The sequence below is a fragment of the Pseudomonas sp. ASL3 genome, assembly GCF_056680425.1.
In genome coordinates this window covers 2,197,070-2,217,156 of the sequence record NZ_CM155281.1, presented here as the reverse complement: position 1 = coordinate 2,217,156, position 20,087 = coordinate 2,197,070, and the positions used below count along the sequence as shown (strand labels likewise).

Here is a 20,087-nt window from a genome sequence, read left to right as displayed (position 1 = left end):
ATTCGAGTCGCGAGAAGCGCGGGCCATGTGTCATGATTCTCCGTCAACCTGACCGGTTTCGCCTCGCATGACTTCAGTGAAAGACGTTGCACAGCTGGCCGGCGTGTCCCTGATGACGGTTTCTCGAGCGCTCAACAATCCGGAAAAATTGAGCCCCGAAACCTATCAGCGGGTGCGTCGCGCCATTGACGAATTGCAATTCGTGCCGAGCCTGTCGGCGCGCAGGATTCGCGGCGACAACCTCCAGACGCGAACCATCGGTGTGTTCGCACTGGACACCGCGACCACACCGTTCGCCGTCGAGCTGCTGCTGTCCATCGAACAGACCGCGCAGCAAGCAGGCTGGAATGTATTTATCCTCAACCTGTTAAGCAACCCGCCCACCGACCAGAACATCGACCTGATGTTATCGCACCGTCCCGACGGGTTGATCTTCAGCGCCATGGGGTTGCGCGAGGTGTGCATTCCCGAGCGATTGAAGAGCACCCCCCTGGTACTCGCCAATTGCCTGGCGGATGACAGTCGCCTGGTCAGTTATGTGCCCGACGACGAAATGGGGCAGTATCGAGCCGTACATCACGCATTGAGTCAAGGCTATCGGCGCCCTCTGTTTATCAATCTTCCAAAACAGAGCCTGGCCTGGGGTCTGCGACAAAGAGGCATGCAGCGTGCCTGTCAGGCATTCGGGCTGTTGCCTGACGCACTCCTGCAATATGACCTTTCCGATCATGACGCCTATGGTGAAACCGCAGCCATCCTCGACCGGCACATCATTGATAGTCGTCCCCAGTTCGACATTCTGATCTGTGGCAACGACCGTATTGCTTTTTGTGCCTATCAGGTGTTGTTGGGCCGTGGCCTGAAAATTCCCGACGATGTCGCCGTGCTCGGCTACGACAACATGATCGGTATCGCTGAGCTGTTCATCCCGCCGCTGACCACAGTGCAACTGCCGTACTACGAGATCGGTCGCAAGGCTGCCCGGCACCTGATCGAGACCCTTGAGGTATCGGGAGCCCAGCCAGTTGATTGTCCATTGGTGGTCAGGGCATCACTATAAGAATTGTCTCTTTCCAACCAAGCATTGCGCTGCGGCTAATGGACGTAACATGACCCGACCTCTGACCTTCAGTGCCACTTGGCTTGTAGGCGTAATCGAGGAGCTCACTCGGCAAGGTATCGATCCTTCCCGGTTGGGAGCTCCTTGGGCTCGACATCTAGAGGATGTGGCGCCTACGCGCCAGCTTCAACTCGTGCAAGTGAGAAGGCTTTGGCAGCGCGCTATGCAACTCTCCCTAGATCCGCTGCTCGGCTTGAAGGTTTACATGGGTTCGAAGCAAATGCTTCCTGACCGGCTGGCACAGGCCGAAACCAGTCTGAGACTGATAGTGGTAGGAGAGCTACCTTCCAAAATGGGGATGATGCGCATTGACTCGATCTGGCTCGCCACCGAACCCATGGACATGCGCGCCGGTACTGAGACCGCACTGGCGCGGGTGGTGGCAGTGTTCGGTGCGGCGCAGCCGCACTGTGCCTACCTGTTTGCCAATCGTCGCGCCACGCGCATCAAGGTATTGGTGCACGACGGGTTGGGTATCTGGCTGGCGGCCCGCCGCCTGCATCAGGGCAAATTTTTCTGGCCGGGTTTCAGGCACGGTCATCAAATGGAATTGAATACTGAACAGTTGCGCGCGCTCGTACTGGGTTTGCCCTGGCAACGCGTCGGGCCGGGCGACGCTATTTCCATCGTGTGACGCCTGCCATGGCCAGCCTGTCCGTGCAATTGTCCGATGGGTCTATCGCCGGTGTTGGCCTGCTCTAGCAAAATCGGCGGCATGACTTCGCTTCCCAAGCTAGACCAACTGAACCCTGAACAACTGCGCGCTCTGGCTGCGCAGTTGATGCAGCATGTCGAGAGTATCGATCAAAAAATCGAGTCCATGGACAAGCAGATCCATCACCACAAAACGGTCAACGAGAAACTGGCCCACGAGATCGCGCAGCTCAAGCGCTTCAAGTTTGCCAAGCGCAGCGAACAATTAAGCCCGGATCAAGCCAGCCTTCTCGATGACTTGATCGACACCGACATCGCGGCCATCGAAGCCGAGCTTGAGGCGCTGCAACCGGCCCCCAGTTTCGACCGAGGCTCGGCAAAAATCTAAACGCACGGCTTTGCCATCACAGTTCCCGCGTACTCTGATCCACCACGAACCGGACAACACCCAGTGCACCTGCGGCTGCGCCCTCAAGCGCATTGGCGAGGATGTCAGCGAGAAACTCGACTACACACCGGGCGTGTTCACCGTCGAGCGCCATAAGCGCGGGGGCGCGCGCGAGCTTGAGTGTATTTGCCGGGCGCGTCCCCCGCTCTGTCCTGCACTGCGTCAAAGCGGGCGGTCAAGAAACAACAAGCGTGCCGCCAACGCTGCCATCACCCCAGCAAAACCATACGTCCCCAAACGCTTGGAGATCCTGCCGCTGCCCAGTTTCCCTCTTAGCTGCCCGGCACACATCCCAAGTACGGTATGGAAGATTAGCGCGATCAGCGCAAGCAGCGCTCCAAGGAACATTAATTGGAGGCTAACATCGCAGGTTGTTACGCTGACGAATTGAGGCAGGAATACCATAAAGAACAAAAGCGCCTTAGGATTCAAGAGGCTGTTGAGGGTGCCTCGGGCGAAGATTTTCCACAAGGAAGCCAACTGAGGTTGAGTGCCCTGAGTCACTGCTGGCGTTTTTAAAGCTTGCCAGGCGATCCATATGAGATAACACGCCCCGGCCACGCGTAGTACTTCGAACGCTGGTGCCCAGCTCATTACCATAGCGCCAATACCTGCGCTAACCAAAGCGGTCATCAGCAAGTCAGAGAAGGAAATACCAAGCGCGGCAGCGAAGCCCGCACGCCAACCGTGGGCCAACGCATGGCTGGTCACAAAAGCCATGTTCGGGCCAGGAACGATTAACAGGAGCATGGCGGCGACAACGAATAGATAGAGATTGGCTGCATCCGGCATGGGCATCACTCCGTAGGCTTGAGCGACGACGGTAAGCGAACTATTGATATGGCGGTAGCTACAGTCAGAGTTTATCTAATAGCAACAGTCGATTTTCAGGGAGCGTTAACTGCTGCTGTCGCAGGGATGCATAGGGCACGTGGACAGGCTGTTCTCGGGGTCGTTACGCAGCGACAAACGCGCGGCTGCGATCATGAGTTTGATCCAGTCGGCAAGGCTCGATTGGCACGATCCAAATGCTTGCCTGAAGGACGTTCTCACGCGCCTGCCGACGCAGCTGGCTCTCACATGTTCATTGGTTGCGGTCTGGGCAAAATCCAGCATTTCAGGTGTAAGCGTTGGTTTTCCTCGAATGAAATCGCTTATGCACTTCCAGGCGTTCGTATCCAGATAGATAACGTGCTTGGACGCAATTTGTTCAGTGATTTCTAACCGATTGGATTCTACGTAATCCGTGAATGTGCCTTCGGGTGAAGCCAAATGGAAATTGAGTCTTTCGTCCATCGTCGTCGTTGAGGAGATCTCATATTTATCAAATGGAGTGGCGGTTGTTGTCATGGCATCCTTCACGAGCGCATCGAGAAATGTTCGGAAATAGAGATTATGAGGGTGCCCGACCACGTGAGCAGCCCAATCAACACCGCAGGTCAGACTATTAAAAATTGGTTAAGGCTACCCAAAATCCCGGTTCAAAAAAGTCCCATCGAAGGGCCCTTTTGTACTCAAACCAAACTCACTTGGTCAGCCATGACTCGACTGTGTCAGAGCCGTGCTCAGCTTTCCATTCCTTCAATGTTTTGTGATTACCGCCTTTGGTTTCCACGACTTCGCCAGATTCCGGATTTTTGTAGACCTTCACCTGGTGTGGCTTGCGGCTGCCGGCTTTTTGTTCAGTGGCGGGTGCGCGACGACCGGTTATGGGTCTACTGACGTCAGGTTCGACAGTATGACCTGGTATATTTTTCCCTTCTCAGACGCTTTGCTTTCGATCCAGTCAGCCAGAGCCCCGCCTGTGGTATGACGGTCATAAGCCCGAATACCGTATCAAACCTGCTGAGGTAAAACCCTCGCAGGGAATGCTTGCTCTTCCAGCTTCTCCATCACCAATCCAATGAATGCTGATACCGCCAACGGCAAATGTTGCCGACTGGGATAAAGCACATGCAAGCCGTAACCCGTGCGATGGTAATTCGGTAGCACAGAGACAAGGCGCCCCGCCTGAAGATCAAATTTAGTCATGGTGGGCGGCAGCAACGCAATGCCCAACCCAGCCAACGTGGCCTTACGCAAAGCTTGAGCGGTGTTGCCATTGAAACGGCTGGTAATCTGCACGTCTTCCTCAACACCGTTTGGCCCATCAAGACGCCATGTGGTGACGCCGCTAGGATGACCGAAACTCACACAGTCGTGGTTGACCAGATCCTCCAGCGTAGCGGGCACACCTCGTTTATTGAGGTACTTGGGGCTGGCGACCAAACCTTCATTACCAGCTCCAATGAGTTGGCGACCGACGTATCCTGAGTCCTGCAAAGTGCCGCCTCGAAACGCGATGTCGATCCGATCAGCGATCAAATCGGCGCGTGCATCACTCAGTACGAAGTCAAGCTGCACCCGTGGATGCTCGGTTAGAAAATCGGCCACCCATTCCATAGGGAAGAAGTCGAAGAAATCAGCCATCGCCGCAATGCGCACGGTGCCACTCGGCTCTTGGCTTCCCGTCATTAACTGCTGTCCGGCATCGATCAGGCCTTCTACCGCGCCGGAGCAACGATCATGAAAAGCCTGACCTGAATGGGTAAGTGTGAGTTTGCGCGTGGAGCGCTGCAGCAGCCGTGTGCCGAGCTGCGCCTCGAGTTGTTGAACGCGCCTGCTTAAGGTGTTGGACGGCATTCCAAGCTGCCGCGCCGCTTCGGCAAAGCTGCCGTTGCGCACCACTTGTACAAACAAGGCTACGTCGTTCAGGTCAAGCATCTTATCGCCACCCCTTCGTTAAATGGATCAGTTCAATCCAATTATGCCATCTAATAAAGCAATTACCAGGCGCATATCCTTCAGGCATAGCTGCAGTTGACCCTCGACTGCACAACCCCAGACAAGGTCTTTGCTATCCATGACTACATCCACTTCTCTTTCCCCCGTTCACCGCCGCATCGTTTGGGGCGTTCGCGCCCTGCTGGCACTGGCGTTCGCTGCGGCTGGCATCGCAAAGCTGGCCGGCGCGCCGCAAATGGTTCAAGTGTTCGATGCCATCGGCGTAGGCCAATGGTTTCGCTATCTGACCGGTGCCATCGAGGTAATAGGCGCAGTGTTACTGCTAAAACCTGCCACAGGTTTCCTCGGTGGACTAATGCTGGCTGTGACCATGATCTGCGGTGCAGCAACGCATCTTCTCGTGATTGGCGGCAACCCTGCACCAGCGATGGTTTTGGCCGTCATGTCTGCCTTCGTGGCCTGGCAGTTGCGCCCGGTGTCCCAGTTCAGTGCAGCAAGCTAGTCATTAGCGTCTATTGCGCTCTCGCACAATCTGCTGGAACAACCTATGACCTCACCTCTCCCCCTCATCAGCATCTGGCAACAGGGAAAGCACTTCAACGATTACTCGCATCTGGCCCAGGCAGCCAAAGAGCTGCTGGACGACATTGTCTGGTGGGCCCAGGCGCTCAAAACACCGAGAGAAAACATATGACCGCCACCGTCGCAGTTCTGCAACGCGCCATTGTCCATCGCACTAAGGGCAGCACACATGGCCCTATAACGCGGCTTATGAGCCCTGGCGATCTGGGCGAGCTTTTGAAGCCTTTTATCTTCCTTGATATTTTCAGTTTAAGCGCGAGTCGCGGTAAGTCGAATTTCGGCATGCACCCGCACTCCGGGATCGCGACGGTTACCTTCATGACCAAAGGCGACATCGCCTATGAAGACACCACTGGTGCGACAGGTGTATTGCCTGCCGGTGGTGTTGAGTGGATGCGCGCCGGTAACGGGGTGTGGCACGACGCTACGCTAGCCAACGAGTCCTCAATGCAGGGATTCCAGCTCTGGGTGGCACTACCGCCGTCGCTAGAGAACGCACCCGCGCTGAGTGTCTATCTTGCACCCTCCCAAGTTCCGCAATCAGGCCCAGCGCGCGTGCTCCTGGGCCGCTACGGTGCTGCGCAGAGCCTGATTGAAGCTCCGAGTGAAATGAACTATCTCGCCGTGAATTTGAAAGACGGGGAGCGCTGGCGGTACACCCCGCCGTCCGGTCACACCGTTGCCTGGCTCGCGGTTAATGCAGGACGGCTGGACGTAGGGGGCCTGATTAATGCCGGCGAACTCGCAGTGTTCGAGGAGTCCGAGCAACACATCGACTTCGTGGCACAAGGCGATTGCTCATTCGTGATGGGCTCAGCGGTGAAGCATCCGCACGATCTGGTGATGGGTCACTACTCGGTGCACACGAGCAAGGCGGCACTGGCGCAGGGCGAAACTGAAATACAGCGGATTGGCGCACGCCTGCGGCATGAGGGGCGACTGAGCTAGCGCCCGATTTGCGCCTGTGGTCGATACGACCCTACGCGAAAATACCCTCAACGATCCCAAATCATACATCCCAAATCCAACTGAGATACATCATGACCACGAGCAATCTCGACCTCCTTTTGTCCCCGGCGCAGATCGGCACCCTCCCCCTGAAAAACCACATGGTCATGGCGCCGCTGACGCGAAGCCGGGCCGGTGAAGGCGATACTCCGACACCCACCGTGGTCGAGTATTACCGGCAACGTGCCGGTGCCGGTCTTATCATTACCGAGGGTTCTCAGGTCTCGGCACAAGGCAAAGGCTATATGAGAACGCCGGGCATCTTTACCGCCGAGCAGATCGCGGGCTGGAAACAAGTGACCGACGCTGTTCATGCAGAGGGTGGACGTATATTCCTGCAACTCTGGCATGTCGGACGACTTTCACATCCGCTGGTGCAGATCAATAACGAACTGCCAGTAGCACCTTCAGCGATCAAGGCTGATGGCGAAATTTACACGCATGAGGGACTGAAGTCTTACGAATTGCCACGGGCTCTGGGTCTCGATGAGATTCCCGGCGTGATCGCTGATTTTCGCCAAGGAGCCGAAAATGCGAAACGAGCTGGATTCGACGGCGTTGAAATCCACGGTGCAAACGGTTATTTGATCGACCAGTTCCTACGCGATGGCACCAATACTCGAACTGATACCTACGGCGGTTCTGCAGAGAATCGCGCCCGATTTCTCAAGGAGGTAGTCGAGTCCGTCATCGAGGTCTTCGGGGCCAGCCGCGTGGGTGTTCGCCTGTCGCCGATCTTCAATTACTTCTCCATGAGCGACAGCGATCCCCAAGCGACTTTCAACTACGCGGCCAAGATGCTCGGTCGCTATGGGTTGGCCTACCTTCATGTGGTGGAGTTCGGTGCAGTGCAATTCGATTTCAGAGAACTAAAGCGTCGTTTCGGTGGCACCTACATTGCCAATGGTGGCTATGACGCAGAGCGAGCTGGAACAGCGCTCAGCTTAGGTGAAGCTGATCTGGTGTCGTTTGGCACCGCGTTCCTGGCCAACCCGGATTTGGTAGAGCGATTCAAACAAGGCGAAGCCCTGAACGATGCAGACCCAACGACTTTCTACCAAGGTGAAGAGCGCGGTTATACGGACTATCCGACCATGGCCGAATCCCGATAGACACTATGAGCAAAATGCTGGATTAGAAGTCAGTCAGCGCAGTGTCTCACGGCGATCGCGAGCCATTCGCTGGCGCTTCGCCGATTTGAAGTCATGCGTCGCGTCCTAAGGCGCAGATATCCGCTAACAAAAAGGGCTCTCGCAGAGCCCTTTTGTACTCAAACCAAAGTCACTTTCTCAGACAGGATTCGACGGTGCCGAAACCGTGCTCAGAGCTTGGTAAGAAACAACTGGAGACTATTGTGGCCATCCACGATCAGTCCTCGAATGAGCTCCTGGTAGTGTTCTGCGGTATTCAGATCTTGCAGGTCGAAGCTTGCAGACCAATTGATGAACGTCTTGGACTGTCCAGTAAGAGAGGCCAATTTCACGGTGGCCACATAGTTATCCAGCGGTAACGGAGCTTCCTCGAAGCGGTAGGACAGCGTTAAATTGCGATCATCGACCGATAACAAACGCTTCCTGACAACTGCGCCATCGGCCAACGTGAGTTTGCGAATGCAGCCAACAAATCCATCAGGCTGGTTGTCCTCAATGCTGCTTTCGACAATCGAGGGATGCCATTTTTGAATCTCACCAAATTTCTTCAATACGCCCCAGGCGTGTCCTGCATCGCTGTCCAAGACAGCGGAAAACTCAACCATCGGCATCGTGTATCTCCTTTGAAATTATCTACTTTTAAAAACACCTAACCTCGGCTCAAATGCAGCGCTCGGAGGTGATGATGTGAACACCCGGTCTGCGCTCAAGGGCTGATTCGAGCAGCACCTGGGCGATCCGCGACGCGGGGTTAAGTCGCCAGCTAACAGGTAACAATCTCCCGACCAGGCCGAGCGCAAGCACCAGTGCACGCTCACCCAACCGCAGTTCTTCGCGCGTCCCTCTGATGACGCCGGGCCTCACATAGGAGAGCGATTCAAAACCAAGCCTTGCAAGAGATGTCTCCAATTCGCCCTTTACCCGATTGTAGAAAAAGCTCGAGTTCGGGTTCGCCCCTATGGCCGAATTGAGAACGTATGTTGCGGTGCCATTCACTCTGGCCAAGTGTGCTACATCCAATGGGTACGCATAATCAACACGCCGAAATAAGTCTCTCGATCCAGCGCGCGGCATCGTTGTGCCCAATGTGCAGATCACGGCATCCGCCCGCCACAAATCAGCCGTTTCCGGCAGATTGTCGAAATCGGTTAACGGTGCATGTAGCTTGGGATGGGCAGCAAGCCGACCAGTTCGTTGAGCTTCAACTCAACCTCGGCGAACTGGCGATAACGGGTCTGTGAGATCCTTTACTCCTACCCCTATTCCCGTGTTGACTCCCGTCATCAGGCGGTGATGGCTACACAAGAAAAAAACGACTGGAGACACGATGTTCCGGTCGCTTTATTTGTTTGCAGTAGCAGGCTATTTCACCAGCATTGTTACTCCCCTCCCCCTTGGGTCTGTCACTGGCTCCGGGATACCGCCATCAACCTTGATTGCCTGGATATCACCATTGAAGCCCTGGTCGACTAAGTTGTAGCCCTTGGCGTCGAGATCCCTGGCTAACTGCCCCGTGATCGGAGAGTAAGGTTCCCAAAAAATGGTATTTGCCGGCAGCAATTGATGGTGAAAGCGCATCGCGCTAACTGAATCTTTCAGCGGCAATTTGAAGTCATAGATATTGCTCACCACCTGAAAAATCGACGTAAAAATTCTAGGGCCACCCGGCGTGCCGATGACCAACGCGACTTTTCCATCCTTCAGAAAAATGGTCGGAGACATCGAGGAAAGTGGTCTCTTTCCGGGCTCAATCGCGTTGGTGTCATTACCGACAACTCCCATCTGATTGGGCACTCCGGCAAGGGCAGAGAAGTCACTCCTCCCACTTTCGTAGGGCCAAGCGGTTTTTATCGTGATTATTTTCGGACTGCCGAACACAAAGCCTCCACATCGTCGGAAAACCGGACATCGATCTGTATTGCGAAACAAAAATTTTATAAAAAATTGTTATATATCAAATAGTTACAATAATTATCCAGACAAAGTGCAGCTGGTACAGATCCTGCTCTCCTCCAAGACCCCACGGCATTCAGATCTGCCCGGGGTGTTTCTAGATGAACCTGCATCAGCATCGTCATTACAACTAGAGAGAACAATAATGAAATCTGCTTTCAATACCTTTGTTCCGGGCGCCTTGGCCCTCCTGCTGCTACTCCCTACCGCACTTCAAGCAAAAGAAGTCGAAACCAAACAAAAACTGGCTAACGTTGTGATCCTCGCTACCGGCGGGACTATCGCCGGGGCAGGCGCCAGTGCCGCCAACAGCGCCACTTATCAAGCGGCCAAAGTGGGTATCGATCAGTTGATTGCTGGCGTGCCCGAGCTGAGTCAATTGGCCAATGTGCGTGGCGAACAAGTCATGCAAATCGCGTCGGAAAGCATCACCAACGAAAACCTGCTGCAACTGGGTCGCCGCGTCGCGGAACTGGCCGACAGCAAAGACGTCGATGGCATCGTGATTACTCACGGTACCGACACCCTGGAAGAGACCGCATACTTCCTTAACCTGGTGGAAAAAACCGACAAGCCAATCGTGGTCGTTGGCTCGATGCGCCCGGGCACCGCCATGTCTGCCGACGGTATGCTGAACCTGTACAACGCCGTCGCGGTCGCCAGCAGCAAAGATGCGCATGGCAAAGGTGTACTGGTCACCATGAACGACGAGATCCAGTCGGGTCGTGATGTGAGCAAGATGATCAACATCAAGACTGAAGCCTTCAAAAGCGCCTGGGGCCCGCTGGGTATGGTGGTCGAAGGCAAATCCTATTGGTTCCGCCTGCCAGCCAAGCGTCACACCATGGACTCTGAATTCGACATCAAAACCATCAAGAGCCTGCCTGACGTCGAAATTGCTTACTCCTATGGCAATGTCAGCGACACCGCTTACAAGGCCCTGGCTCAATCTGGCGCTAAAGCCATCATCCATGCTGGCACTGGCAATGGCTCGGTCTCTTCGCGCGTCGTCCCATCCTTGCAGGCGTTGCGTAAGGACGGCGTACAGATCATTCGTTCTTCCCACGTCAATGCCGGTGGTTTTGTACTGCGTAACGCAGAGCAGCCTGATGACAAATACGACTGGGTCGTTGCCCATGACCTGAACCCGCAAAAAGCCCGCATCCTGGCGATGGTTGCTCTGACCAAGACTCAGGACAGCAAAGAACTGCAACGGATGTTCTGGGAATACTGATTCACCTCGCCCGACCTGATCAGGTCGGGCACCCCTTTGCGCATCAGTACTAATAACCAGCCGACTGGTAAGCCCAACCGACGGCACATCATTTGTTTGGGTACAAGGAGAGAAGACCCATGAGCACCCCGCTCCGCATCAACGAAGCACTTTTGATTGCCGGCCACGCATTCGAACCTTTTCAATGCGTCGCTTGGGCTCCGCAAGACGGTAATGGCGAACTGAGCCTGACCGTCATCGACCGGGCCAACACTCGTATTGGCCGCAAACAGATTCCAAGCAGTGCCTATTCCGACCCGGCGCAGCTGGAACGCGTGCTGGAAGAGGTGCGCGCCGAGTTGAGCCAGGAGGGCTACAAGCTGCAATCCTGGACAATGCCAGAGTAAGCATTCTCGCGGATCGCTACCGGTGATCCGCGTAATACTCCATTCCAAATCCGGATATACCGCCTTCGTCACGTTCGTTTTAGCGCTTGAGGGATTTTGATACTCGATGCCTGCCCTGAAGGCATTCAAAGGCTATCTGGCGCTATTTCAGGACAGTATTGCTTGAGGTTTAAGGTCAGTAGCAGCCTTTAAGTCTACAAGTGATATGTGCTCAGCCACGCGAAGAGCCTGAGCTGCAATCGTTAGTGAGGGGTTCACTGCGGCAGACGTCGGCATGAAGCTGGCATCGACGACAAACAGGTTTGGGTGGTCGTATGAACGGCAGTAGATGTCCAGCGGCGCGCTGGCAGAATCATTGCCCATTCGGATGGTTCCGCACTGATGCGAAGGCGTGCGTTTATCAAACGGGCGTGTGAGTACGATAGGAAATCCCGCTTCTTTGAGGACTTTTTTGAATGTGTTGACGAGGGTTAGGTGGGCATTCCAGTTGGTACGCTCCCAGGTAAGAACAGTGCGGTCGCCTTGAACGGTTACTCAAGAGCGCATAGGCCACGTCAGCTGAGCTGATCGGCTTCAACGAAGAGCTGATTGCTGAGATTCAAGGATTCAGGCCATGAGCAATTTTGCTTTTTTTTGGAAGTTATAGGGGTCATGACGTCATTTTTTTCTGTCAGGACTCGTAGGTGAAAATGCTCTCCTGGCATCTCAACGGCTATCTACATGTCCTACGAGGGCTTCCTACACTCAATCTCTTACACCCAGTTCGCAACCAATAAAAAAGGCCCTGTAGAGGGCCTTTTTTGTACTCAACCAGAATCACTTAGTCAGCCAAGACTCCACGGTGTCCGAGCCGTATTCCGCTTTCCATTCCTTCAGCGTTTTGTGGTTACCGCCTTTAGTTTCGACGACTTCTCCGGTGTGAGGATTTTTGTAGACCTTCACCTGGCGAGGTTTGCGCGTGCCCGATTGCGACTGGACTGCTGGAGCGCGCCGCCCTGCTTGCGGATCAAGCAAATTGACGATGTCTTTCAAGCTGTAGCCATACTTCGCAAGCAAAGCGCGCAGCTTCGTCTCAAATTCAATTTCCTGTTTATGTACACAGGGTTTCCCCCCCCTGACGACCGACGGAGCGTGTTGATTGAGCTCGACCATCAAGCGGCAGCCAACTTGATCGAGTTATACATAGGCATCCACGAGAGCTATGTTTCAGTGGCCAGCGGCTTCTCCAACGATCAATTGCTCACGATTGCCGAATTTCTTGAAAAGGTAAGCCAAGTGCCGTCGAAACAAGGCAGTCTCTAACGCGACTTTGAAAAGGTGATCTAACGCTTGCCCGCTCAGTCCTTACTCGATTTGGGTATCGCAATACGGCTACTGGTCTTGACCTCGCGTAATGCCAGGCTGGACTGGATGGATGCAATACCCACCTGACGCCTGAGTACCTGCTCGATAAAGTCACTATAGCTATCAAGATCCTCTGCCAACACTTGCAGCACGTAATCGGCATCCCCGGTGATCTTGTGACAGGACAACACTTCGGGCAATTGCGCAATCACCGCCTCGAAGGCGTCGGGAGCGTGATCGGCGTGGGTGGAAAAACGGATGTGCACGAACGCCATGATGTCCAGCCCCAGCATTCGTCGATCAAGGTTCGCCTGATAGCCCTTAATCACGCCCGCCTCCTCCATTCTCTTTCGCCGCCGCCAGCAAGGCGTAAGGCTTAACGACAGGCGCTCGCTGAGCTCGGCGTTGGAAATGCTCGCATCCTCTTGCAGCAACGTGAGTATCGCCAAGTCAGTCTCGTCGAGGCTGATGCGTTTGGATAATTTTTTCTGCATTACGCCATTCCTGAGTAAAAACGCCCGAACAATCTAGTAAACCACGAGAACAAAGCAAAGAAAGCGCATCCCGACCGGAACAGAATATTTGCACTGGCTCACATTAACGGATGCGCAGAATGTTTACAGTTTTCAGTGATTCCCACCGTTTGCACCACGGCACCGAATTGAAAGACGGCGTGCTCAAGCCGTCGTTCGAACAGCCCAGTCGGGCCGATACCGTCCATAACCGCGTCAAGCAGGTAGGCCTTGGCCAGATCATCGAACCGCGCGCATTTGACCGCACGTGCTACGTCAACGCGCACAGCGAGCGCTACGTCAGCTTTCTGGAAAGTGCTTGGACAGAATGGTGCGCGACCGGACGTACCCACGATGCCCTGCCGCTGGTATGGCCGGTGCGCGACCTGGCCAACGAGCAAGTGCCGAGCTTTATCGACGGCAAGCTTGGTTTCTATGCCATGGACGCTGGCTCCCCCATCACCGCCACCACATGGCAAGCGGTAAAAACCAGCGCTGATATCGCGCTAACCGGACTGGCGCTGATTGATGAAGGCCACGACAGTGCCTTTGCCCTGTGCCGCCCGCCCGGCCATCACGCAGCGCGCGAATACATGGGCGGCTACTGCTATCTGAACAACGCCGCCATTGCCGCACAACAGGCCGTTACCCAAGGCGCAAAACGTGTCGCGGTACTGGACGTCGACTTTCATCATGGCAACGGCACGCAGAACATCTTCTACGGGCGCAGCGACGTCATGTTTGTCTCGCTGCACGGCGAACCGGCGGTGTCCTATCCGTACTACTCAGGCTTCAGCCACGAAGTCGGCGCTGGGCACGGCGAAGGTTACAACCTGAACTATCCGATGCCGAAGAACACCACCTGGGAAGGCTACCGCATCGCCTTGCTTCACGCCTGCAAGAAACTCCAGCAATTTGCGCCTGAAGTGCTGGTTATTTCACTGGGCGTCGACACGTTCAAGGACGACCCCATCAGCCACTTCCTGCTGGAAAGTGAAGACTTCATCGGCATCGGTGAGCTGATAGCGGGCGTGGGCTGCCCCACCCTGTTCGTGATGGAAGGCGGCTACATGGTCGATGAAATCGGGATCAATGCGGTCAACGTGCTGCATGGTTACGAGAGCAAACGCGCCTGAGTCATCCCCTGAATCGCAGCGCTTCAACTATTGAATCGGAGAATAAAAACATGACTCTTTTTATAGACGTCGATCATGCCGCACGCCTGTTCGCCAAGGTGGGAATCCGCCGGGCAATCCGCGAAATGGCGGCTTACATCGAAGCTGACTATTCACGCTGGGCGCAGTTTGATAAGTCGCCCCGCACCGCCAATCATTCGGCCGACGGTGTGATCGAGTTGATGCCGACCGACGATGGCCAACAGTACTCGTTCAAATACGTGAATGGTCACCCGGACAACGGTCAAAGGGACTTGCTGACGGTCATGGCCTTCGGTGTCCTGGCCGATGTCCACAGTGGCTATCCAACCTTGCTCAGTGAACTGACGCTGACCACAGCCCTGCGCACTGCCGCGACCTCCGCCCTGGTCGCGCAGTCCCTGGCGCGCCCGGGTGCAAGCACCATGGCAATCATCGGCAATGGCGCCCAGAGCGAATTTCAGGCCCTCGCCTTCCACGAAATGCTGTCCATCAAACAAATACGCATTTTCGATATCGATCGCGACGCTTCACTTAAGTTGAAGCACAACCTTTCAGCATTCCCGGATATTGAGGTGATTCTGGCCAACTCGGTGCAGGAAGCGGTCAAGGGCGCGCACATCGTCACCACAGTCACCGCAGACAAAGCCTATGCAACGATTCTGACGCCCGAGATGATCGAGCCCGGCATGCATATCAATGCCGTCGGCGGTGACTGCCCGGGGAAAACCGAACTGCACGCCGAGATCCTGCGCAATGCCCGGGTCATCGTTGAGTTTGAACCTCAAACCCGGATTGAAGGCGATATTCAACAACTGGAGCCCGACTTTCCCGTCGTCGAGTTCTTCCGGATTGTTCTGGGCGAAGTACTGGGGCGCGAGAACGACGCACAGGTCACCGTGTTCGATTCGGTGGGCTTTGCCCTCGAAGACTTTTCGTCACTGCGCTACGTGCACGACCTGGCGCGAGAGCATGCTATCGGTGAGCGCATCCATCTGGTGCCGACGCCTGCCAACATAAAAAATCTCTACCAACTGCTTGATCAGCAGCCAGCAATCGTCCCCTCGCGCCTACGCACGGCCAGCTGATAGCCATAGGTGATGCCCCTGAGCAAAGTGCCAAGGGCCACTCACCCTGTAGTGAACGCGAAACCCTGCCAGCCGCAAACCACCACCGTCAGTAGCCGTTGCATCTCTAACAAGAACGCTAGACACCCACTTTCTGCCAAAACTCAAAAACATAAAATCAAGAGGTTTTGTAATGAAATCGACTCCGTCCGAGCGGGTTGAACAGCCCGCGCTGCAGCGCACGCTCAGCAATCGTCACATTCAATTAATGGCCATGGGAGGTGCCATCGGTACCGGTCTGTTCATGGGTTCCGGGAAGATCATTGCCCTCTCAGGCACGTCGATCATCCTCATTTATATGATCATCGGGATGTTCGTCTACTTCGTCATGCGCGCCATGGGCGAACTGTTGCTGTCCAACTTGAACTTCAAAAGCTTTGCGGATTTTGCCGGTGCTTACCTCGGCCCACGAGCGGCATTTTTCCTCGGTTGGTCGTACTGGCTGAGTTGGAGCGTCGCGGTGGTGGGCGATGCCGTGGTGGTCGGCGGATTCTTTCAGTACTGGTTCCCCGATGTACCCGCCTGGATACCGGCCATCGGTATGCTAATGACGCTGTTTGCCTTGAACGTGCTGACCGTGAGGCTTTTCGGTGAGGTGGAGTTCTGGTTCGCGATCATCAAGATCATTGCTGTCGTCACCCTGATTGGCGTCAGCATGGTGCTGATTGCCAGCTCCTTTGTCTCACCCAATGGCGTCACGGCATCCCTGAGCCACCTGCTGGATAAACAGGCAACCTTCCCTAACGGCTTGTTCGGTTTCTTCGCCGGTTTCCAGATGGCCATCTTCTCATTTGCCGGCACCGAGCTGATCGGCATCGCAGCCGCCGAAACCCGTTCCCCCGAGAAGACCCTGCCAAAAGCCATCAACTCGATTCCGCTGAGAATCATCCTGTTTTATGTGTTGGCACTGGCCTGCATTATTGCGGTGACTTCCTGGCAACAGGTTTCGCCCAACAAGAGCCCCTTCGTCGAACTGTTTCTGGTTGCAGGGTTTCCCGCAGCAGCAGGTATCGTCAACTTTGTGGTGCTGACGTCTGCCGCCTCATCGGCCAACAGTGGCGTATTTTCATCCAGTCGCATGCTGTTTGGACTGGCGAATCAGGACAATGCTCCGGGGATTTTTCGGCGCCTGTCGAGCAGTAGCGTGCCCCTGCTGAGCCTGGCGTTCACCACACTGTTGATGCTGGTGGGTGTACTGGTGCTGTTTATCGTTCCGGAAGTCATGACAGCGTTTACCATCGTCTCTACCGTGTCGGCGATCCTGGTGATTTTTACTTGGTCGACCATCCTCGCGTCGTACATTGCCTATCGCAAAAGCCGGCCCGACCTGCATGCGAAATCGGCCTACAAGATGCCTGGCGGCGTGCCGATGGCCTGGTTCTCTTTGGCGTTCCTGGGCTTTGTTCTCTGTTTGCTGGCATTAAGACCTGACACCCGTATTGCCTTAATGGTCATGCCGGGGTGGTTCATATGGTTGGCAATTGCCTATCAGCTGACCCACACCTGGAGGCCCAAACCCGCTGCTGGATCGACAAGTCAGTACAGCTGATGTTCACCTGGAGCCTTTGGGTGCCGATGCAGTGAAACGCCCTTGAGCGACGAGGCATTTTGGGGGCACCTGCGGGTCGAAAAGCTGCAAGCGAAGGCCGTCAAATGTCACTGACGGCCAACTCTTTGGATGAACGTTTCGGCTCCTGCTTCGACAACTAGAAGGAGCGAGAGCGGAAATGGCCCTGGCGGTGAATGCCTACAACCCCAAGCGAACGATAAACCACCCGCGTCATGAACAGTGCGGATCAGTCAGTGTTGAGAAAAAACATCGGGTGTCATGGGGCGAGCGACTTCACCCGATGTAAAGGTCGACGGTAATTAGTTACTTTGAAGGCTCAACTCATTTCATTGATGCAGACCACTTTGGGTTGCGTCATGTCCTCATAGGCAAATCGAACACCTTCTCGCCCCAGACTTCCGTACTTGAAGCCACCGAAAGGCATGGCATCGAAACGATAATCGGAAGAATCATTGATCATCACGCCACCGGCTTCAATTTGACGCGCTAATTTCAAGGCCTTGGAAAGATCACGTGTGAACAGTCCCGCATGCAAGCTGTACTCTGGAGCGTTGGCCAGAGCAACAGCATCATCTAGGTGGTCAAAAGACTCTAAGATGACCACCGGCGCGAAGACTTCCTGCTGCCAAATCCTACTGTTATGGCTTACACGCTCCAGCACGGTCGGTGCATAGCTTCCCACTTGGCGATGGTGTCCGCACAGAAGAAGAGCACCCTCGGCCAGCGCTTCATTCACCAATTGTTCGGTGCGACGAGCCGCCTGCTCCGTAATCATCGGGCCAACATCCGTTGCTCGCTGATCAGGATCGCCAAGTACCAATGCACGCGATTGGCTGACAAAACGCTCACGGAAATCTTCGTAGATTGAACTGTGTACGAGGATACGCTGCGTGCCGATGCAGTTCTGTCCTGCTGCCCAGAAGGCACCAGATACGCAAGACTCTACGCTCGGTTCAAGATCACAGTCTTCGAGCACGAGAACCGGTGCATTCCCCCCCAGATCCATGGCCAGCTTCTTCAAGCCTGCACTACGAGCAATGGACTCTCCAGTTGCAAAACCACCCGTGAATGAAATCATCCGCACTTCGCGCAACTCTACCAATGCTTTACCCAGATCGACGCCTCCGGTCGCCAAGGTTACCACGGACGGAGGCAGGCCCGCTTCCACCAGGCACTCAACCAGCTTGAGAGCCGACAACGGTGCGAGCTCTGAGGGTTTGAGGATCACAGCATTGCCACCGGCGATGGCCGGGCCGAGTTTATGGGCGACCAAGTTCAGCGGATCGTTGTATGGGGTGATCGCGACGATAAGCCCCAACGGTTCGCGAGTGAACCAACCTTGGCGCGATTCGGAGCCTTCATATGCCTCAAATGGAATCACTTCCCCGGCGTTACGACGAGCCTCTTCCGCCGATAGCTTCAGCGTGTTCACACAACGCTTCACTTCCTTCTCTGCTTGTCGCAGCGTCTTTCCCGCCTCTGCAACAATGAGTTTGGCAAACGATTCAGCCTCAAGCTCTACACGCCGAGCCGCTTCCTCAAGGATGCGTGCACGGAGGTGACGAGGCATTGCCGCGCTCTCACGCACGCCAATTCGCGCACGCTCCAGCAAGCAAGGAACATCGGTTGCATCGAGGCAAGGGACGCGTCCCACCAGGCGACCATCGTATGGACTGAACACATCAATCTGTTTGGCATCAACAAGCTGGATGTTGGCCATGCTGGATACGCTCATGACTACTCTCCATTATTTGCCGTGGGTGGTATGGATGGCGATGATGTCTGACAGCAACGCAAAGGCAGTCTCGATACGACCCGCTCCAGGGCCGGATACAGTGACGGCACCCAGCAGTGCAGTATTGAACGACACCGCGTTCGTGGCACCGGAAATACCTGCAAGAGGATGCGAATTCGGCAGCAGTCGAGCCTCCACACTCGCTCGAACCGAGCCATCAACTTCGCGATTTGCAGAACCAATCAGCTTCCAACTTGCACCGTTGGCACTTGCCCGAGCGATGTCTTCTGGACTGATGCTGCTAATACCCGAGCAAGCCACATCGCTGACGCGCAATCGAGCATTGAGCAGTTCGTTGGCGAGGATCACCACCTTGAGGCGGACGTCAAACCCCTCCACATCGGCAGTTGGGTCGGCCTCGGCATAGCCGAGCTGTTGAGCCTGGGCGACTGCGTCGTTAAAAGTCAGGCCGTCTTTCATGCGGGTCAGCACGTAGTTGGAAGTCCCGTTGAGGATGCCTTCAAAGCCTTGAACTTCTGCACCTGCCAGAGCCTGTCTTGCCAGGCGGATCACAGGCGTACCGCTCATAACCGAACCTTCGTACTCGAAGGCAACACCATTATGACGGGCCAATTCCTTAAGCTCAGCGCCGTGCAACGCAATTGGCCCCTTGTTGGTAGTCACAACATGGATGCCGCTTTCCAGTGCCCAGCGGCAGAACGTAGTAGCGGGCTCACCATCGACAGGGTTGGTGAAGGTGGCTTCAGCAATCATGTCAGCACCAGAATGCTTAATGATGGTTTCGTTGAGCGCCTCGGCAGTGCCTCCTGGCAGTTGAGCGAATGCTCCCTTCTCGATAGGCAGAGCGACCAACTGCTTTGCATCCAGACCATCCTTAGCAACGATGGAACCGAGAAAAAGATCAGTCACACCAACGATTTTGATACCAAAACCCAGAGATGCTTTCCACTCGGCGTTGCGATCTACAACCAGTTGAGCCAGGCCACGGTTGACGCCACCAAAACCCACCAGAGCAATTTTGTATTCAGTCATGAAAGCAGTCCTCTTAGACGTTGTTCGATAGGAACATCGTAAGAGTCGGGCTCTGGCAGTTGAATATGGCAGAGTGCTGTATTTGTTGGTCGTTTTGCCCGTGCAGAAATACTGCTCAATGGACAGAACCCAAATGAAGAGTTGTGTTGTAGCTTTGAGATATTGAGGTGAATGAGAGAAATGCACGCGGCTAAGACAAAACCGAGCGTCACCAAGTATCGCAATCCGTGATTAGTAAGCCCTGGCCTGACTGACCTCCATCTCTGACGCTA

The 20,087-nt window shown here is 55.0% G+C and carries 20 protein-coding genes and 4 pseudogenes; 13 read left to right on the top strand and 11 right to left on the bottom strand.

The window, feature by feature from the left end:
* Positions 1-67: 67 nt before the first annotated feature.
* From AC1MEE_RS10160 to AC1MEE_RS10150, 3 genes and pseudogenes are all read left to right on the top strand, one after another.
* Positions 68-1,060 carry a LacI family DNA-binding transcriptional regulator gene (locus tag AC1MEE_RS10160; RefSeq protein WP_480415203.1) on the top strand — a complete coding sequence of 331 codons (993 nt, stop codon included), beginning with the start codon at positions 68-70 and terminating at the stop codon, positions 1,058-1,060.
* Between the two features lie 223 nt (positions 1,061-1,283).
* A complete protein-coding gene (gene tnpB / locus AC1MEE_RS10155) occupies positions 1,284-1,754 on the top strand; it encodes an IS66 family insertion sequence element accessory protein TnpB (RefSeq protein ID WP_480415202.1) in 471 nt (156 codons plus the stop codon).
* 81 nt (positions 1,755-1,835) lie between these two features.
* Positions 1,836-2,367 (top strand): annotated as a pseudogene (locus AC1MEE_RS10150) (IS66 family transposase); the annotation flags it as partial.
* A gap of 17 nt (positions 2,368-2,384) precedes the next feature.
* Here the strand turns inward: AC1MEE_RS10150 and AC1MEE_RS10145 are convergent.
* Entirely contained in the window at positions 2,385-3,014 is a 630-nt protein-coding gene (locus tag AC1MEE_RS10145; protein ID WP_480415201.1) for a LysE family translocator, read from the bottom strand.
* Between the two features lie 148 nt (positions 3,015-3,162).
* Here AC1MEE_RS10145 and AC1MEE_RS10140 point away from each other — a divergent pair.
* A pseudogene (locus AC1MEE_RS10140) lies at positions 3,163-3,408 on the top strand (transposase domain-containing protein); the annotation flags it as partial.
* Positions 3,409-3,747: 339 nt separating this feature from the next.
* On the opposite strand, the pseudogene AC1MEE_RS10135 reads toward AC1MEE_RS10140, so the two are convergent.
* Positions 3,748-3,936 (bottom strand): annotated as a pseudogene (locus tag AC1MEE_RS10135) (histone-like nucleoid-structuring protein, MvaT/MvaU family); the annotation flags it as partial.
* Between the two features lie 122 nt (positions 3,937-4,058).
* Positions 4,059-4,985, bottom strand: a complete 927-nt coding sequence (locus AC1MEE_RS10130) for a LysR family transcriptional regulator (protein ID WP_480415200.1) — start codon at positions 4,983-4,985, stop codon at positions 4,059-4,061.
* Between the two features lie 139 nt (positions 4,986-5,124).
* Here AC1MEE_RS10130 and AC1MEE_RS10125 point away from each other — a divergent pair, with 139 nt between their 5' ends.
* The 4 genes from AC1MEE_RS10125 (at position 5,125) to AC1MEE_RS10110 (ending at position 7,708) form a co-directional block, all read left to right on the top strand.
* The gene (locus AC1MEE_RS10125; protein ID WP_480415199.1) at positions 5,125-5,508 is read left to right on the top strand and encodes a DoxX family protein; all 384 of its coding nucleotides are present in this window, start codon (positions 5,125-5,127) and stop codon (positions 5,506-5,508) included.
* 45 nt (positions 5,509-5,553) lie between these two features.
* The gene (locus tag AC1MEE_RS10120) at positions 5,554-5,700 is read left to right on the top strand and encodes a hypothetical protein (protein ID WP_480415198.1); all 147 of its coding nucleotides are present in this window, start codon (positions 5,554-5,556) and stop codon (positions 5,698-5,700) included.
* Positions 5,697-6,536 (top strand): pirin family protein, encoded by an 840-nt coding sequence (locus AC1MEE_RS10115; protein ID WP_480415197.1) that lies wholly within the window; start codon positions 5,697-5,699, stop codon positions 6,534-6,536. Before AC1MEE_RS10120 ends, AC1MEE_RS10115 begins: the two co-directional genes overlap by 4 nt.
* A 92-nt stretch (positions 6,537-6,628) precedes the next feature.
* Positions 6,629-7,708, top strand: a complete 1,080-nt coding sequence (locus AC1MEE_RS10110) for an alkene reductase (RefSeq protein WP_480415196.1) — start codon at positions 6,629-6,631, stop codon at positions 7,706-7,708.
* Between the two features lie 209 nt (positions 7,709-7,917).
* Here AC1MEE_RS10110 and AC1MEE_RS10105 read toward each other — a convergent pair whose 3' ends face one another.
* The 3 genes and pseudogenes from AC1MEE_RS10105 to AC1MEE_RS10095 all read right to left on the bottom strand — a co-directional run.
* A complete protein-coding gene (locus AC1MEE_RS10105; RefSeq protein ID WP_480415195.1) occupies positions 7,918-8,358 on the bottom strand; it encodes an SRPBCC family protein in 441 nt (146 codons plus the stop codon).
* Positions 8,359-8,407: 49 nt separating this feature from the next.
* Positions 8,408-8,752 (bottom strand): Rossmann-fold NAD(P)-binding domain-containing protein, encoded by a 345-nt coding sequence (locus AC1MEE_RS10100; RefSeq protein WP_480415194.1) that lies wholly within the window; start codon positions 8,750-8,752, stop codon positions 8,408-8,410.
* Positions 8,753-9,109: 357 nt separating this feature from the next.
* Positions 9,110-9,562: pseudogene (locus AC1MEE_RS10095) on the bottom strand (gamma-glutamyltransferase); the annotation flags it as partial.
* Positions 9,563-9,845: 283 nt separating this feature from the next.
* Between AC1MEE_RS10095 and AC1MEE_RS10090 the strand changes: the two are divergent.
* Positions 9,846-10,934: an asparaginase gene (locus tag AC1MEE_RS10090; protein WP_060540686.1), complete on the top strand. Its 1,089-nt coding sequence runs from the start codon at positions 9,846-9,848 to the stop codon at positions 10,932-10,934.
* Positions 10,935-11,053: 119 nt separating this feature from the next.
* Positions 11,054-11,320 (top strand): hypothetical protein, encoded by a 267-nt coding sequence (locus tag AC1MEE_RS10085; RefSeq protein WP_154980627.1) that lies wholly within the window; start codon positions 11,054-11,056, stop codon positions 11,318-11,320.
* Between the two features lie 147 nt (positions 11,321-11,467).
* On the opposite strand, the gene AC1MEE_RS10080 is transcribed toward AC1MEE_RS10085, so the two are convergent.
* The 3 genes from AC1MEE_RS10080 to AC1MEE_RS10070 form a co-directional block, all read right to left on the bottom strand.
* Positions 11,468-11,743, bottom strand: coding sequence for a GMC oxidoreductase (locus tag AC1MEE_RS10080; RefSeq protein ID WP_480416199.1), 276 nt, complete (start codon positions 11,741-11,743; stop codon positions 11,468-11,470).
* A 393-nt stretch (positions 11,744-12,136) separates the two neighbouring features.
* Entirely contained in the window at positions 12,137-12,472 is a 336-nt protein-coding gene (locus tag AC1MEE_RS10075; RefSeq protein WP_480415192.1) for a histone-like nucleoid-structuring protein, MvaT/MvaU family, read from the bottom strand.
* 185 nt (positions 12,473-12,657) lie between these two features.
* On the bottom strand, positions 12,658-13,158 hold the full coding sequence (locus AC1MEE_RS10070; RefSeq protein WP_480415191.1) for an Lrp/AsnC family transcriptional regulator: 501 nt from the start codon (positions 13,156-13,158) through the stop codon (positions 12,658-12,660).
* A gap of 119 nt (positions 13,159-13,277) precedes the next feature.
* Between AC1MEE_RS10070 and AC1MEE_RS10065 the strand changes: the two genes are divergently transcribed.
* From AC1MEE_RS10065 to AC1MEE_RS10055, 3 genes are all read left to right on the top strand, one after another.
* Positions 13,278-14,312: a histone deacetylase family protein gene (locus tag AC1MEE_RS10065; RefSeq protein ID WP_480415190.1), complete on the top strand. Its 1,035-nt coding sequence runs from the start codon at positions 13,278-13,280 to the stop codon at positions 14,310-14,312.
* Between the two features lie 50 nt (positions 14,313-14,362).
* Positions 14,363-15,418 (top strand): ornithine cyclodeaminase, encoded by a 1,056-nt coding sequence (locus tag AC1MEE_RS10060; protein ID WP_480415189.1) that lies wholly within the window; start codon positions 14,363-14,365, stop codon positions 15,416-15,418.
* Positions 15,419-15,590: 172 nt separating this feature from the next.
* Positions 15,591-17,006 carry an amino acid permease gene (locus AC1MEE_RS10055; RefSeq protein ID WP_480415188.1) on the top strand — a complete coding sequence of 472 codons (1,416 nt, stop codon included), beginning with the start codon at positions 15,591-15,593 and terminating at the stop codon, positions 17,004-17,006.
* A gap of 337 nt (positions 17,007-17,343) precedes the next feature.
* On the opposite strand, the gene AC1MEE_RS10050 is transcribed toward AC1MEE_RS10055, so the two are convergent.
* Together AC1MEE_RS10050 and AC1MEE_RS10045 are read right to left on the bottom strand one after the other, a co-directional pair.
* Entirely contained in the window at positions 17,344-18,762 is a 1,419-nt protein-coding gene (locus tag AC1MEE_RS10050; protein ID WP_480415187.1) for an aldehyde dehydrogenase family protein, read from the bottom strand.
* Positions 18,763-18,774: 12 nt separating this feature from the next.
* A complete protein-coding gene (locus AC1MEE_RS10045; protein WP_480415186.1) occupies positions 18,775-19,815 on the bottom strand; it encodes a homoserine dehydrogenase in 1,041 nt (346 codons plus the stop codon).
* Between the last annotated feature and the right edge of the window lie 272 nt (positions 19,816-20,087).

Coding starts and splice junctions, on each gene's coding strand:
- AC1MEE_RS10045 (WP_480415186.1), bottom strand. CDS start 19,815: ATGACTGAATACAAAATTGCTCTGGTGGGTTTTGGTGGCGTCAACCGT.
- AC1MEE_RS10145 (WP_480415201.1), bottom strand. CDS start 3,014: ATGCCGGATGCAGCCAATCTCTATCTATTCGTTGTCGCCGCCATGCTC.
- AC1MEE_RS10055 (WP_480415188.1), top strand. CDS start 15,591: ATGAAATCGACTCCGTCCGAGCGGGTTGAACAGCCCGCGCTGCAGCGC.
- AC1MEE_RS10075 (WP_480415192.1), bottom strand. CDS start 12,472: ATGGTCGAGCTCAATCAACACGCTCCGTCGGTCGTCAGGGGGGGGAAA.
- AC1MEE_RS10090 (WP_060540686.1), top strand. CDS start 9,846: ATGAAATCTGCTTTCAATACCTTTGTTCCGGGCGCCTTGGCCCTCCTG.
- AC1MEE_RS10160 (WP_480415203.1), top strand. CDS start 68: ATGACTTCAGTGAAAGACGTTGCACAGCTGGCCGGCGTGTCCCTGATG.
- AC1MEE_RS10070 (WP_480415191.1), bottom strand. CDS start 13,158: ATGCAGAAAAAATTATCCAAACGCATCAGCCTCGACGAGACTGACTTG.
- tnpB (WP_480415202.1), top strand. CDS start 1,284: ATGCAACTCTCCCTAGATCCGCTGCTCGGCTTGAAGGTTTACATGGGT.
- AC1MEE_RS10125 (WP_480415199.1), top strand. CDS start 5,125: ATGACTACATCCACTTCTCTTTCCCCCGTTCACCGCCGCATCGTTTGG.
- AC1MEE_RS10085 (WP_154980627.1), top strand. CDS start 11,054: ATGAGCACCCCGCTCCGCATCAACGAAGCACTTTTGATTGCCGGCCAC.
- AC1MEE_RS10130 (WP_480415200.1), bottom strand. CDS start 4,985: ATGCTTGACCTGAACGACGTAGCCTTGTTTGTACAAGTGGTGCGCAAC.
- AC1MEE_RS10065 (WP_480415190.1), top strand. CDS start 13,278: ATGTTTACAGTTTTCAGTGATTCCCACCGTTTGCACCACGGCACCGAA.
- AC1MEE_RS10050 (WP_480415187.1), bottom strand. CDS start 18,762: ATGAGCGTATCCAGCATGGCCAACATCCAGCTTGTTGATGCCAAACAG.
- AC1MEE_RS10110 (WP_480415196.1), top strand. CDS start 6,629: ATGACCACGAGCAATCTCGACCTCCTTTTGTCCCCGGCGCAGATCGGC.
- AC1MEE_RS10105 (WP_480415195.1), bottom strand. CDS start 8,358: ATGCCGATGGTTGAGTTTTCCGCTGTCTTGGACAGCGATGCAGGACAC.
- AC1MEE_RS10115 (WP_480415197.1), top strand. CDS start 5,697: ATGACCGCCACCGTCGCAGTTCTGCAACGCGCCATTGTCCATCGCACT.
- AC1MEE_RS10060 (WP_480415189.1), top strand. CDS start 14,363: ATGACTCTTTTTATAGACGTCGATCATGCCGCACGCCTGTTCGCCAAG.
- AC1MEE_RS10120 (WP_480415198.1), top strand. CDS start 5,554: ATGACCTCACCTCTCCCCCTCATCAGCATCTGGCAACAGGGAAAGCAC.